Annotated in this window: 13 protein-coding genes; 1 reads left to right on the top strand and 12 read right to left on the bottom strand. The window is 59.6% G+C overall.

The annotated features are described in order from the left end of the window. Window positions 1–346: 346 nt before the first annotated feature. The 3 genes from ACUXAC_RS14125 to ACUXAC_RS14115 are packed head-to-tail and all read right to left on the bottom strand — an operon-like array spanning window position 347 to window position 3,590. Complete coding sequence (locus ACUXAC_RS14125) at window positions 347–1,486, bottom strand: ABC transporter permease (RefSeq protein WP_060440880.1); 1,140 nt, start codon at window positions 1,484–1,486, stop codon at window positions 347–349. Next, complete coding sequence (locus tag ACUXAC_RS14120; RefSeq protein ID WP_049201576.1) at window positions 1,483–2,637, bottom strand: ABC transporter permease; 1,155 nt, start codon at window positions 2,635–2,637, stop codon at window positions 1,483–1,485. The genes ACUXAC_RS14125 and ACUXAC_RS14120 overlap by 4 nt, the downstream gene beginning before the upstream one ends. Further along, on the bottom strand, window positions 2,619–3,590 hold the full coding sequence (locus ACUXAC_RS14115; protein ID WP_060440881.1) for an HlyD family secretion protein: 972 nt from the start codon (window positions 3,588–3,590) through the stop codon (window positions 2,619–2,621). The genes ACUXAC_RS14120 and ACUXAC_RS14115 overlap by 19 nt, the downstream gene beginning before the upstream one ends. Before the next feature lie 230 nt (window positions 3,591–3,820). Between ACUXAC_RS14115 and ACUXAC_RS14110 the strand changes: the two genes are divergently transcribed. After that, window positions 3,821–4,834 (top strand): luciferase-like monooxygenase, encoded by a 1,014-nt coding sequence (locus tag ACUXAC_RS14110; RefSeq protein WP_049288409.1) that lies wholly within the window; start codon window positions 3,821–3,823, stop codon window positions 4,832–4,834. 38 nt (window positions 4,835–4,872) lie between these two features. Here the strand turns inward: ACUXAC_RS14110 and yedF are convergent, their stop codons facing one another. The 9 genes from yedF to rbfA form a co-directional block, all read right to left on the bottom strand. Then, window positions 4,873–5,112 (bottom strand): sulfurtransferase-like selenium metabolism protein YedF, encoded by a 240-nt coding sequence (gene yedF / locus ACUXAC_RS14105; RefSeq protein ID WP_004933486.1) that lies wholly within the window; start codon window positions 5,110–5,112, stop codon window positions 4,873–4,875. Beyond that, window positions 5,109–6,323 carry a selenium metabolism membrane protein YedE/FdhT gene (gene yedE, locus ACUXAC_RS14100; RefSeq protein WP_387442838.1) on the bottom strand — a complete coding sequence of 405 codons (1,215 nt, stop codon included), beginning with the start codon at window positions 6,321–6,323 and terminating at the stop codon, window positions 5,109–5,111. The genes yedF and yedE overlap by 4 nt, the downstream gene beginning before the upstream one ends. Window positions 6,324–6,469: 146 nt before the next feature. Further along, window positions 6,470–8,398 (bottom strand): DEAD/DEAH family ATP-dependent RNA helicase, encoded by a 1,929-nt coding sequence (locus tag ACUXAC_RS14095; protein WP_387442835.1) that lies wholly within the window; start codon window positions 8,396–8,398, stop codon window positions 6,470–6,472. Beyond that, window positions 8,388–8,462 (bottom strand): protein YrbN, encoded by a 75-nt coding sequence (gene yrbN / locus ACUXAC_RS14090; RefSeq protein ID WP_223182019.1) that lies wholly within the window; start codon window positions 8,460–8,462, stop codon window positions 8,388–8,390. Before yrbN ends, ACUXAC_RS14095 begins: the two co-directional genes overlap by 11 nt. Window positions 8,463–8,584: 122 nt before the next feature. Then, entirely contained in the window at window positions 8,585–9,469 is an 885-nt protein-coding gene (gene nlpI / locus ACUXAC_RS14085) for a lipoprotein NlpI (protein WP_004933495.1), read from the bottom strand. A gap of 128 nt (window positions 9,470–9,597) precedes the next feature. Beyond that, window positions 9,598–11,715, bottom strand: coding sequence for a polyribonucleotide nucleotidyltransferase (pnp, locus tag ACUXAC_RS14080; protein ID WP_047729246.1), 2,118 nt, complete (start codon window positions 11,713–11,715; stop codon window positions 9,598–9,600). A gap of 256 nt (window positions 11,716–11,971) precedes the next feature. Then, window positions 11,972–12,241, bottom strand: coding sequence for a 30S ribosomal protein S15 (rpsO, locus tag ACUXAC_RS14075; protein WP_004933502.1), 270 nt, complete (start codon window positions 12,239–12,241; stop codon window positions 11,972–11,974). Window positions 12,242–12,365: 124 nt separating this feature from the next. Next, entirely contained in the window at window positions 12,366–13,310 is a 945-nt protein-coding gene (gene truB / locus ACUXAC_RS14070; protein ID WP_147839671.1) for a tRNA pseudouridine(55) synthase TruB, read from the bottom strand. Next, window positions 13,310–13,720, bottom strand: coding sequence for a 30S ribosome-binding factor RbfA (rbfA, locus tag ACUXAC_RS14065; protein ID WP_004933508.1), 411 nt, complete (start codon window positions 13,718–13,720; stop codon window positions 13,310–13,312). The genes truB and rbfA overlap by 1 nt, the downstream gene beginning before the upstream one ends. Window positions 13,721–13,728: the final 8 nt, after the last annotated feature.

The following is a 13,728-nucleotide window of genomic DNA, read 5'->3' as shown; positions in this document are numbered from 1 at the left end:
AATTAAAGTTGGATACGCAATGTTCTATTCCGGCAAATATCACTTTTGGCTAAATAGTCGAATGCTTATTTTTTAGGGATGATAAGTTTGAAAGAATTAGGAATGTCCTTATCAAAAAGAGAACATAACACTACCTTACAAACAGGCTTGATTGAGGGGGCGCTATTTTCGGCGAGCCAGATCGAATATCAAGGTGATGTTGCTGAGTGCCGTTAGCGGATGAGGTTTATGCAGGGCCGAAAGGAGAGTGCCAGGTTGCGTTATCCCCGCCAACGGCGGGGATAACGCAACAAACCATGGGATTAATTAACTCTTGTGGTCACCGGGAAATGAATCTATACATCCCCTACGCCCGCCGCCTCCTGAACATCCCGCGCAGCGCCACGCTGTTGCGCAAGAAGCCGACGCCGAAGCCCAGCAGGGTGTAGACCACGCCGAGCACCAGCATCATCATCACGTCGCCCCACACTTCGTTCAGCGACAGCCCCATCTGGTTGACGCCGGCGATCGCCTTGGTGCCCCAGGTGGAGGGAATGCTGTACGAGATGGCGCGCACCCAGGCCGGCATCGACTGCAACGGCCAGATGGTGCCGGACAGGTAGAAGATCGGCGTGGTGATGAACGCCAGCGTCAGGTAGATCATTTCGACGCTGCGTAGGCACTCGGTCACCAGCTTGCCCAGCCCCAGTACCGCCAGCAGGAACGGGAAGGTCAGCAGCAGCAGTTCGGCGATGTTCGCCGTCTGCCGATAGCCCAATACCCACGGCCACAGCACGAACAGCACGATAGACAGGAACAGCCAGATCGGCAGCAGCGCCGTCAGCCCACCGAGGTGCGCCGCCAGCGGCGCCTTGCCGCCGGGCATGCTCTTCATGGCGATATTGACGCGGATACAGGCGATCAATAGCGAGTGCTGTAACAGCATCACCAGCAGGCCCGGGAAGATGATCGCCGCGAAGCTGATGCCGGGGTTAAACACGTCCAGCGTTTGTCCCAGTATCGGCGTCAACAGTATCTGCGCCTGCCGTTCGCTGAAGCCGCTGCGCAGCAGCAGCCCGTTGTTGTACTCCGTCAACAGCTGCTGGTAGGCCGCCACCACGTCCTGTTGGATCTGGCCGTTGGCCAGGCGGTTGGTGGCGTCGCCGTACACCGGCACCACGATGTTCTGCCCGCTGAGGATCTTCTTCTCCAGATCCACCGGCATGATGATCACCGCAAACAGCTTGCGCCAGCCGAGATCGCGCTGCGCCTGTTCCAGGCTGTCGTAGGTTTCAATCGCTATCTTGGAGGTGGCGTCCAGCTGACGGATCAGCTTCCGGCTGGCGGTGCTGTGGTCCTGATCGACCACCCCCACCGGCAGATCCCACACCGTGCGGTTGGCGTACACCATGCTCATGATGCACAGCGACAGGATCAGCATCAGCCACACCGGCCGCTCGAGCATGCCGAGCAGCACCTTAACGAAGGTTTGCCAATAGAGCTTCATCCAGCGTTCCCCTCTTTTTCCAGCCGCGCCGGCAGGCGATTACGCACCAGCAGCGCGGCCACCAGCGGGTAGACCGCCAGCAGCGCACACACGCTGAAGATGGCGCTGGCGTGCACCTGCCGCAGGAACACGTCGAACATCGCGTACAGCGCGTGGGTCAGCGGTTCGATGTTGGAAATGATGCGCGCCGGCAGCGGCATCGACAGCTCAGGCACCGCCATGCCGGAGAAGGTCATCGCGATACTGACCAAAATACCGATCAGGCTGTACGCGGTGATGGTGCTGCCGGTAAAGGTGTACAGCAACAGGCCGATGCTCTGCGCCGCCATCACGTAAAACAGGCCGATCATCAGCATAAACAGCGGGTTGCCGCTGACGCGGGCGTCAAAGATGCCCACCAGCGCCGCGATCTCCACCATCAGCAGGGTGGTGAAACACAGCGTGTAAGGCGCCAGCTTGCCGAGCAGCGCCAGGCTGAACGGCTTGGCCTGCAGCAGCGATTTGCTGCGCGCCAGCACGTAGATCATGCAGGTCACCACGAACAGCTGCAGCAGGTGAATGGTGGCGGCAAACTGCTGATAATAGATATAGCTGCCGCTGGCGTTGAACAGGCTGCCGTAAGAGAGCGTTACGTCCGCCAGCGGCGGCAGCGATTTGCCCATCTCGGTGGCGATGATGCTGCGGGTGCTGGCGTTGATTTCATTCATCAGGCCGCCGAAGTCCTGGGTGGAGTACAGCCCGGCGCCGTAGAACAACGCGTTGTAGTACATCACCACGCTCGGCTGCTTGCCCGACAGCGCGTTGGCCTCAAAGTCCGGCGGGATGTACAGCAACGCGTAATCCTGCGCGCTGCGCAGGCGGTTCAGCGACTCCGGCAGCCCGCCGCCGTAGGCCTCGACGTGGGCGTGTGACCCGGCGTCCAGCCGCCGCGTCAGCGACTTGGACAGCGGGCTGTGATCGCTGTCCACCACTGAGACCGGCAGATCGAGCAGCGTGCCTTCGGAGAAGTTGCTGCTGATCAGCCCAAACAGGATCAGCGGAAAGATCCAGCTCAGCCAGTGCACCACCGGGCTGCGAAAGGCGACGCGACACTCTTTGTCGAACGCGTGACTGAAGCAGCGCCAGCCGGCCCTTACTCTTTCCATTGCCATAAGGTGCTCATCCCCGGACGCAGGCCGTCCACCGGCTGTGACGGATACAGGCGCACTTCGAAGGTTTTCAGGTCGAAGTCGCCGGTGGCGCGGGTGGCGCGTTTGGTGGCGTAATCCCCCAGCGGCGCGATGTAGCGCACCTCGGTGTCGATCATTTTGTCCTTCAGCGCCGGCACCCGCAGCTTGACCTTGTCGCCTTTGCGCACGTGGGCCAGGATGTCTTCGCGCAGGTTAAACACGAAGTAGGCGTCCGGCACCCGGATCAGCGTCACCAGCGGGCTGCCGGCGTTCAGCAATTCGCCCACTTCGGCCGGGATCGGCCCCACTTCGCCGTCTACCGGCGCTTTCACCTGCAGATCGTCGCTCTGCGCCTGGATCTGCAGCAGGTTCTCTTCCGCCGCCCGCAGCGCCGCCGCGTATTGTTGCCGCAGCTCGACGCGGTCGCCGTTGATACCTTCGTCCAGGTTGGCCTTGGCCGCCTGCACCTGCTGGAAGGCGGTATCGCGCGACCGGCGCGAAGCGTCCAGCTCGGACTTCGAGATATAACCCTTGCCGGACACGCTCAGGTTGCGGTTGTAGTCGTTTTGCGCGTTGCGGTACTGCGCCTCGGCCTGCGCCAGGTTGGCTCGCAGGTTGCGGATGCTCTCTTCACGGGTGCCGTGCAGCGACTGATCGAGCTGCGCCTTGGCTTCGTCGCGCGTCGCCTGCGCGGAACGCAGCTGCGCCATCAGTTCGGGGCTGTCGAGCTGAATAATCAGCTGGCCGCTTTTCACGTCGTCGCCGCGTTCGATCAGGCGTTCAACCACCCGGCCTTTCGCTTTGGAAGCGACGATCACTTCGGGGGCGTCTACTTCACCCTGCAGTAACAGATCCTGATTATGCGCGCGGAACAGGATCGCCAATGCGATCGCCACCATCATCAGCAACAGGGTAAACAACGTCTTTTTTTTCATTATATCGGCTCCCGGAACGGTAAGCGGCGGGCGGGGATCATCATTTCCATATCTCAAATTGCTCCAAAAAACACCATTGCTCTCATGAGGATATCACAAGCACATATCTCCTCTTTTATAACTATAAATTGGATTATGCTTTTAACACTAAAAAGCATCACTTTCGGCTTTTTGGTATGCAGACTCCTGCAATCGCCCTTTAAGCGATCCACTCTCTGATGGACGATGTCATGACTGAAAACACTGCCGTACCGCTGTCGGTACTGGATTTATCGCCAATCCCGCAAGGGGCCAAAGCGCGCGACGCTTTCCACTGTTCGCTGGATCTGGCGCAGCACGCCGAACGCTGGGGTTACCGGCGCTACTGGCTGGCCGAGCACCACAACATGACCGGCATCGGCAGCGCCGCCACTTCGGTGCTGCTGGGCTATTTGGCCGCCGGCACCCAAAGCATTCGCCTCGGCTCCGGCGGCGTGATGCTGCCGAACCATGCGCCGCTGGTGATCGCCGAACAGTTCGGCACGCTGGAGTCGCTCTACCCTGGCCGCATCGATCTGGGCCTGGGCCGCGCGCCCGGCACCGATCAGCGCACCATGATGGCGTTGCGTCGCCACCTGTCCGGCGATGTGGATACCTTCCCGCGCGACGTGCAGGAGCTGCAAAACTACTTCTGCGACGCGCAGCCCGGCCAGCCGGTGCAGGCGGTGCCGGGCCAGGGGCTGCACGTGCCGCTCTGGCTGCTCGGCTCCAGCCTCTATAGCGCGCAGCTGGCGGCGCAGCTCGGCCTGCCGTTCGCCTTCGCCTCGCACTTCGCCCCGGATATGCTGTTCCAGGCGCTGCAGCTGTACCGCGAGAACTTCAAACCGTCCAAACAGCTGGCGCAGCCGCACGCCATGGTGTGCGTCAACGTGATCGCCGCCGACAGCGATAGCGATGCGCGCTTCCTGTTCAGCTCGATGCAGCAGCAGTTCATCAACCTGCGCCGCGGTTCGCCCGGCCCGCTGCCGCCGCCGGTGGATAACATCCACGCGCTGTGGACCGCCGGTGAGCAATACGGCGTCGAGCAGGCGCTGCGGATGTCGATCGTCGGCGATGAAAAAACCGTGCGCCACGGGCTGCAAACGCTGCTGCGTGAAACCGATGCCGACGAGATCATGGTCAACGGCCAGATCTTCGATCATCAGGCGCGGCTGCGTTCGTTCGAGATTGTCGCCGGAGTGAAAGGCGACGTCGTGAAGGGATAAAACGCGAAAAGGCGGTGGGGAACCCCACCGCCTCGGCGTTAACGCTGGATCAGATAGCGGATGGTCGGCCCGTCCTGCTGGATATCCAGCACCTTGTAGCCGTGGTTGCGCGCATCAAGCGGGATGTTGTTGATCGACTGCGGGCAATCGCTGATCACCTCCAGGATTTCCCCCGGCTTCAGCTGCGGCATCGCCTCCAGCGTCGCCACCGCCGGGTACGGGCAAGGCTCGCCCAGCATGTCCAGCCGGTAGTCCGGCACTATCGTCGTCTCTTTCATGGTATGCTCCTCAAATTCACCACCTGCGCCTCAGGCCGGGCGCGGAAAAAGCGTTTCTCCCACCACAGCATGGCGGCGAAGGCCAGCGCCAGCAGCAGGTAGGTCACCAGCAGGCCGCCGATCGGGCCGAAGGTGTCGAGCAGGTTGATCTTGTCGTAGTCGGTCGCCAGCGCCGGCGCCAGATCGTCCCAGTAATAGGCCAGCAGCGTAGCGCCGATGATGTTGCCCAGCCCCACCCACCAGTAGTGCACCTGCCCTTCCACCGCGCGGTACATCCAGCCGGTCTCGCAACCGCCGGCCAGCACGATGCCGAAGCCGAACAGCAAGCCGCCCAGCACCGCATTCGGGCCGGCCCACATGATTTTCGGCGCCACGCCGAGCTGCACGTAGCTGAAGATGCCGATGGCGCTCACCGCCATGCCGATGATGATGGCTTTCGCCATGTGGGTGCGGCCGGTGATCCACAGATCGCGGAACGCCGAGGTAAAGCAGATCTGCGCGCGTTCGATCAGCAGACCGAAGCCGATGCCGAACAGCATGGCGATACCGAGCTTCGGCGCATCGAACAGCGTCCACAGCGACCAGGCCACCGCCAGGCCGAAGACCGCCATGCCCAACCGGAAGCGGCGGCGCGCCTGCTCAGGTTTCTGCGTCAGCGGCGCGGCGGCCTTCACCTTTTGCAATTTGACCGGGATGCGGAACATCGGCAGCAGCGTGAATTTGGCGCCGAAGTACGAACCCGCGGCGGTCGCCAGCGCGAAGAACCAGGCGTGCAGCGAGAACTGCGGAATACCGGTGAAAAACGCCGCCAGGTTGCAACCCATCGCCAGGCGCGCGCCGAAGCCGGCGATAATGCCGCCCAGCAGCGCCTGCACGATGCGAATGCGGTGCTGCGGCTGGCGCAGTTTGATGTTGTTGGCCCACAGCGCGGCGGCGATGCAGCCGGCGAACATACCGATGATCATGCGCCCGTCGATGCGCTCCAGCGGCGTGCCCTGCAGGCCGATAACCTTGAAATAGCCCCACTGCTCAGGGTGCAGGCCGAACCACTGCAGCACATGGCCGCCCCAGCGCGTGAATTCGCCGGTCACCGCCCAGAAGGTGCCGGTCATGCCGAAGTAGTAGGTAGAAAGGATCCCGGCGGCGATCACCGCCGGCAGCGGTGCCCAAAAGCGCACCAGGTATTGAGATTTGAACTGCTGCCAACTCATGGCATCTCCCGTGCATATCATCCATAAGAAAAAACCTTATGAATGATACGCCATTCAGGGGCGTTTGACGGCAACTTTCAGGCATAAAAAAACCAGCCCGCAGGCTGGTTTTTCAGAGCGCTTCACCGCGAACAGTGAATCAGCGATTACGCGTCGCCGAAACGACGACGTGGTGCGGCAGGTGCTGCGTCATCACGGCGTGGCGCTGGCTTACCGTCACGGTTGAAGTTACCGCCACGACGCTCGCCGCCGTTACCGCCTTCACGACGTTCGCCGAAGGAACGACGTGGGCCGCCTTCGCGACGTTCGCCGTTGAACGGACGACCGTTGCCGTTGCCACGACGCTCGCCGCCGTTGCCACCGTCACGACGCTCGCGACGTTCGAACGGCTGTGCATCGCCCAGCAGCTGCATGTTCATCGGCTTGTTCAGGATGCGGGTGCGAGTGAAGTGATTCAGGATCTCGCCCGGCATGCCTTTTGGCAGCTCGATGGTGGAGTGGGAAGCGAACAGCTTGATGTTACCGATGTAACGGCTGCTGATGTCGCCTTCGTTAGCGATAGCGCCAACGATGTGACGGACTTCTACGCCATCGTCACGGCCCACTTCGATGCGGTACAGCTGCATTTCGCCAACGTCACGACGTTCGCGACGCGGACGGTCGCCGTCACGGCTGTCGCGACGGTCGCCACGATCACCGCGACGATCGTCACGGTCGTTGAACTCGCGACGCTGACGCGGCTTGAAGACCGGATCCGGCGGCAGGATCAGCGGACGTTCGCCCTGTGCCATTTTCAGCAGCGCTGCGGCCAGGGTTTCCATATCCAGCTCTTCTTCCGGCTGCAGTTTGGTCAGCAGTGCGCGGTACAGATCCAGATCGCTGCTTTCCAGCTGCTGCTGAACTTTTGCGGCGAACTTGGCCAGACGACGCTCACCCAGCAGTTCTGCGTTCGGCAGTTCCACTTCCGGGATGGTCAGCTTCATGGTGCGTTCAATGTTGCGCAGCAGGCGGCGTTCGCGGTTTTCCACGAACAGCAGCGCGCGGCCGGCGCGGCCCGCACGACCGGTACGGCCGATACGGTGAACGTAAGACTCGGAGTCCATCGGGATGTCATAGTTGACAACCAGGCTGATGCGCTCAACGTCCAGGCCACGGGCCGCAACGTCGGTCGCGATCAGGATATCCAGACGACCGTCTTTCAGACGCTCCAGGGTCTGCTCACGCAGCGCCTGGTTCATGTCGCCGTTCAGCGCGGCGCTGCTGTAACCGCTGCGCTCCAGCGCTTCGGCCACTTCCAGGGTCGCGTTCTTGGTACGGACGAAGATGATCGCCGCGTCAAAATCTTCAGCTTCCAGGAAACGCACCAGCGCTTCGTTTTTACGCATGCCGTAGACCGACCAGTAGCTCTGGCTGATGTCCGGACGGGTGGTCACGCTGGACTGGATGCGCACTTCCTGCGGCTCTTTCATGAAGCGGCGGGTGATGCGACGGATCGCTTCCGGCATGGTGGCGGAGAACAGCGCGGTCTGATGTTCAGCCGGGATCTCAGCCATGATGGTTTCTACGTCTTCGATAAAGCCCATGCGCAGCATTTCGTCGGCTTCATCCAGCACCAGACCGCTCAGGTTAGAGAGGTTCAGGGTGCCGCGCTTCAGGTGGTCCAGCAGGCGGCCTGGGGTACCCACAACGATTTGCGGGCCCTGGCGCAGAGCGCGCAGCTGCACGTCGTAACGCTGGCCGCCGTACAGGGCTACCACGTTGACGCCGTTCATGTGTTTGGAGAAATCGGTCATCGCTTCAGCAACCTGAACCGCCAGTTCGCGGGTCGGTGCCAGCACCAGGATCTGAGGTGCTTTCAGGTCTGCCTGCAGGTTGTGCAGCAGCGGCAGCGAGAACGCTGCAGTTTTACCACTACCGGTCTGTGCCATGCCCAGCACGTCGCGGCCGTTCAACAGGTGAGGAATACACTCAGCCTGGATCGGAGATGGTTTTTCATAGCCCAGATCGTTCAGGGCGGAAATGATTGGAGCAGACAGCCCCAGATCAGCAAAAGAGGTTTCAAACTCAGTCGTCATGTACACGTGCCTCATTAATAATGGCAGCCAGTCTACATAACTCGTCGAGAAAATTTTCAGTCATTTTCATTGAAAAGTGTGAACCGGCTCAAATTAGATTATAAAACGAACAAAAAAGCCCTCGCCCGTGAAGGCGATAACTTTGGTTAAAAACCAATGTCCATCAGGCTGATAGGTGTTCGTCAGCTATTGCTGGTCCGATTCCGATAGGTCGTCTTGCTCTTGGCCCAAAAGCGCCAATTCCAACAATGCATAGCGGTGCTCAACAAAGTTGTGAACGTTGTTAGACACCGTCAGTTTGAACAGCGCCGAAGCGGTGTCCTTGTCCCCCAGACTCAGGTAGTGTTTACCCAAATAGAAGTCAGTTTCACTGAGATGCTCAGCGAGCGAAGTGTTATCCGTTGCATCTGCCTTGAGGCGTTCCATCAGCGTTTTTTCGCTGATCTTGCCCAGGTAGAATTCGACAATATTCCATCCCCATTGCCCTCTGTCCGCTTTGTCATAGCGCTGCTGAAGCGCTACCTCGGCCTTCTTGGGATCGATTTCTCGCTCCACCAGATACAGCCATAACGAACGGAAGGGATCGTTTGGGTCGTCTTGATAAAACGCCTGCAGATCATCCTGCGCCAACGGGAAGCGGCCGCCATAATACAGTGCGATGCCCCGGTTTAAACGCGCGTAATTGTAAGTTGGATCAAGCTCTAGTACAGAATCAAACGCTTCATAGGCAGCATCAAAATTGCCTGCCTGCGTTAAGTAAATGCCCAGGTAGTTGAAAACTTCCGGCATGTCGGGACGTATCGCCAGCGCCTGCGAGAAATCATTGCGCGCTAATGCACGTAACCCGAGGCTATCATACAGCACACCGCGCTCATATAAAAGCTGTGCGCGTTCGTCGTCCGTCAGTGCCCGGCTGGCAAGAATTTGTTCCATGCGCGCCAGGATCACTTCCTGCTGCAACGTTGGCTGCAACGGGATTGCCAAAACTTCGTCTTTACGCCAATCATGGTTGCTGCATCCTGCCAGCATGAGTGCTGTCGCAACGTAACACCAGCGCAAGAAAGGCTTCATTTCCCACTCCCGAAGACAAACATTGGATGAACGTCCTGTCCTCCGTTTGCTAAAACGCGGGCATCCTACCCGCGCGATACGAACAGCTCCCAACCCCATGGTGGGGAGCTGTAAAACTATCTATACAGTTATTCTGCTTCAGGCGCAGGTGAACCCGCTTCCGGCGCCATCGCTTCTTTGATGCTCAGACGCACGCGGCCCTGACGGTCAACTTCCAGCACCTTAACCGGCACTTCCTGACCCATCTGCAGATAGTCGGTCACTTTCTCGACGCGCTTGTCGGCGATCTGAGAAATGTGTACCAGACCTTCTTTACCACCGCCGATAGCGACGAACGCGCCGAAATCAACGATACGGGTCACTTTACCCTGATAGATACGGCCCACTTCGATCTCTGCCGTGATCTCTTCGATACGACGGATAGCGAATTTCGCCTTCTCACCGTCGGTCGCAGCGATTTTAACTGTACCATCATCTTCGATTTCGATGGTAGTGCCAGTCTCTTCGGTCAGTGCGCGGATAACGGAACCGCCCTTACCGATCACGTCTTTGATTTTATCCGGGTTGATGCGGATAGTATGAATACGCGGTGCGAATTCGGAGATATCGCCGCGCGGGGTGCTGATAGCCTGTTCCATCACGCCCAGGATGTGCAGACGCGCGCCCTTGGCCTGGTTCAGAGCCACCTGCATGATTTCGCGGGTGATGCCTTCGATTTTGATGTCCATCTGCAGCGCGGTGATACCGTCGCGGCTACCGGCCACTTTGAAATCCATGTCGCCCAGGTGATCTTCGTCACCCAGAATGTCGGACAGAACCACAAAGTTATCGGCTTCTTTCACCAGGCCCATCGCGATACCCGCAACGGCAGCCTTGATTGGCACGCCAGCGTCCATCAGCGCCAGAGACGCGCCGCACACGGAAGCCATGGAAGAAGAACCGTTGGATTCGGTGATTTCAGACACCACGCGAACGGTGTACGGGAAATCTTCTGGTTTAGGCATCATAGCCAATACGCCGCGTTTCGCCAGGCGACCGTGACCGATTTCACGACGCTTAGGTGAACCGACCATGCCGGTTTCGCCCACGGAGTACGGAGGGAAGTTGTAGTGGAACAGGAAGCTGTCGGTCTTTTCGCCCATCAGCTCGTCCAGGTTCTGTGCGTCGCGCGCGGTGCCCAGGGTCGCGGTAACCAGCGCCTGAGTTTCGCCACGGGTGAACAGCGCGGAACCGTGGGTGCGCGGCAGTACGCCGGTGCGCACGTCCAGGCCACGGATCATGTCTTTTTCACGGCCGTCGATACGCGGCTCGCCACGCAGTACGCGGCTGCGCACCACGTTTTTCTCGACGTTGCCCAGGATGTCTTGAATTTCAGAGGCATCCAGAGTCTCGTCCTGCGCCAGCAGGGTTTCAACGACGCTGTCTTTGATCGCGTCAACCTGAGCGTAGCGCTCTTGTTTTTCGGTGATGTGGTAAGCGTCGCCCAGGCGAGCTTCGGCCAGTTCGGCCACGCGCGCGTGCAGCGCTTCGTTGACCGCAGGCGCCTGCCAATCCCACTTCGGCTTGCCGGCTTCGGCAACCAGCGCGTTGATGTTTTCGATAACCACTTGCTGCTGGTCGTGGCCGAACACCACGGCGCCCAGCATCTGGTCTTCGCTCAGCACGTCCGCTTCGGATTCAACCATCAGCACCGCACCCGCAGTACCGGCAACCACCAGATCCAGACGGCTTTCTTTCAGTTCGTCAGTCGTTGGGTTCAGTACGTACTGGTCGTTGATGTAACCCACGCGCGCTGCGCCGATTGGGCCGTTGAACGGAATACCGGACAGGCTCAGGGCCGCGGAAGCACCGATCATCGCAACGATGTCCGGGTTCACCTGCGGGTTAACGGAAACCACGGTCGCGATCACCTGAACTTCGTTCAGGAAGCTGTCCGGGAACAGTGGGCGGATCGGACGGTCAATCAGACGGGAAGTCAGCGTCTCGCCTTCGCTCGGACGGCCTTCGCGACGGAAGAAGCTGCCCGGGATACGGCCGGCGGCGTAAGTACGCTCTTGGTAGTTAACGGTCAGCGGGAAGAAGCTCTGGCCCGGCTTGGCTTTTTTCTGGCCAACGACGGTAACGAAGACGGCGGTGTCATCCATGCTCACCATAACGGCAGCGGTGGCTTGACGAGCCATCATCCCGGTTTCGATGGTGACGGTATGCTGGCCATACTGGAATTTGCGAATGATCGGTGTCAGCAAAATTATATCCTTGATTAGCGGCGCGCAATCGCATTGACGACTCGACACGCCTGTGACTCGATTTGCCTTCTCACTACATCCTCGCGACTAATGACAATCCTTATCTCAGGCAGGAGATAAAGCCTCTCATTAGCCGCGCGAACCTCTGTAACGGAAGAACCTGTTTGGAAACATCAGTAATACATTAACCTGATTTGCTTATGCTTCCTAGAAGAAAGGGGCCAAAATAGGCCCCTTTCCACTGAAACTTGCTAGATTAGCGACGCAGACCCAGACGCTCGATCAGGCTGGTGTAACGTGCTACATCTTTACGCTTCAGGTAGTCCAGCAGCTTACGACGCTGAGAAACCATACGCAGCAGACCACGACGGCTGTGGTGATCTTTTTTGTGCTCGGAGAAGTGGCCTTGCAGATGGTTGATCTGCGCAGTCAGCAGGGCAACCTGAACTTCGGTAGAACCGCTGTCGTTAGTACCACGACCGAAATCAGCTACGATTTGAGCTTTAGCTTCAACACTTAGAGACATTGTAATACTCCAGATTATAGATAATAAAAACAGGCGCCGATCTCTAATTCAGCAACCCAATGCATAAGCTGCGCCATTCTACTCTTAGCGCAGTGCGATCGCAAGGCGACGCAGTGCCCCGCCGTCAGTCGAAATGCTCGACCACCAGGCGGCGCGGCGCCACGCGACCGTCCTCGGCGATGTCGCCAACGCCGATGAATTTCCGCTCTTCACCCTCGGTGATACGCACCAGGCCGGAAGCCGGCGCGCCGGCCACTTGCACCGGTTGCCCCTGCTTGACGTAGCCCGCCACCACCGGCAGCAAATTCACTTCCGGATAGTTCTCAACCGGGCTGTCCATCGGCATCAGCAGCGGATCGAGCAGTTCGCCGGGCGCGATGTCTTGTTCCTGCGCCTGCGCCAGCAAAGCGTTCAGCTGTTCCAGCGTCACCATGCGCGCGATCGGATAAGTCGCCACCTGCAGGCGGCGCAGATAGATCACGTGCGCGCCGCAGCCCAGCAGCTCGCCGAGATCGTCGGTGATGGTGCGGATGTAGGTGCCTTTCGAGCAGTGGATCTCCAGCTCCAGCTCATCCCCTTCCCAGCGGATAAACTGCAGTTCGTACACCGTGATGCTGCGCGCTTCGCGCGGCACTTCAATCCCCTGGCGCGCATACTCGTAGAGTTTCTTGCCCTGGTATTTCAGCGCCGAATACATCGACGGCACCTGCTGGATATCGCCGCGGAAGGTGTCCAGCGCCGCGTCGAGCTGCGCCTGGGTAAAATTCACCGGGCGCACCTGCACGATCTGGCCGTCGGCGTCGGAGGTATCGGTACGCTGCCCCAGCTTGGCGATCACCCGATAACGCTTGTCGGAGTCGAGCAGGTATTGCGAAAACTTGGTCGCTTCGCCCAGGCAGATAGGCAGCATGCCGGTCGCCAACGGATCGAGCGCGCCGGTGTGGCCCGCTCGGTTGGCGTTGTACAGGCGTTTTACTTTTTGCAGCGCATCGTTGGATGACAAGCCCTGCGGCTTGTCCAGCAACAGCACGCCGTGGATATCACGGCCGCGGCGACGAGGGCGACTCATTAATCCTCCTTGTCATCGCCTGAGGCGGAACGGCGCTCGGCGTCGTTCTTCACCACGTTGGTCACCAGGTTGGACATGCGCATGCCTTCCACCAGGGAGTTGTCGTAGGCGAAGGTCAGCTCCGGCACCACGCGCAGGCGCATCGCTTTGCCCAGCAGGGTGCGGATGTAGCCGGAAGCGTCCTGCAACGCTTTAATGCCGTTGGTGACCAGATCCGGATCGTGGTTCTCGGTCAGCACGTTCAGGAAGGTGACGTAAACCTTGGCATACGCCAGGTCGCGGGACACTTCCACGCCGGAAACGGTCGCCATGCCGACGCGCGGATCTTTCACTTCACGCTGCAGAATGATCGCAATCTCTTTCTGCATCTCTTGCGCCACGCGTTGACCGCGGCTGAATTCTTTTGCCATTTTGGATT

The organism is Serratia sp. 121840015-1 (assembly GCF_053627655.1).
Note: the sequence above shows the minus strand (reverse complement) of the source record. Positions and strands in the feature narration are given on the sequence as shown.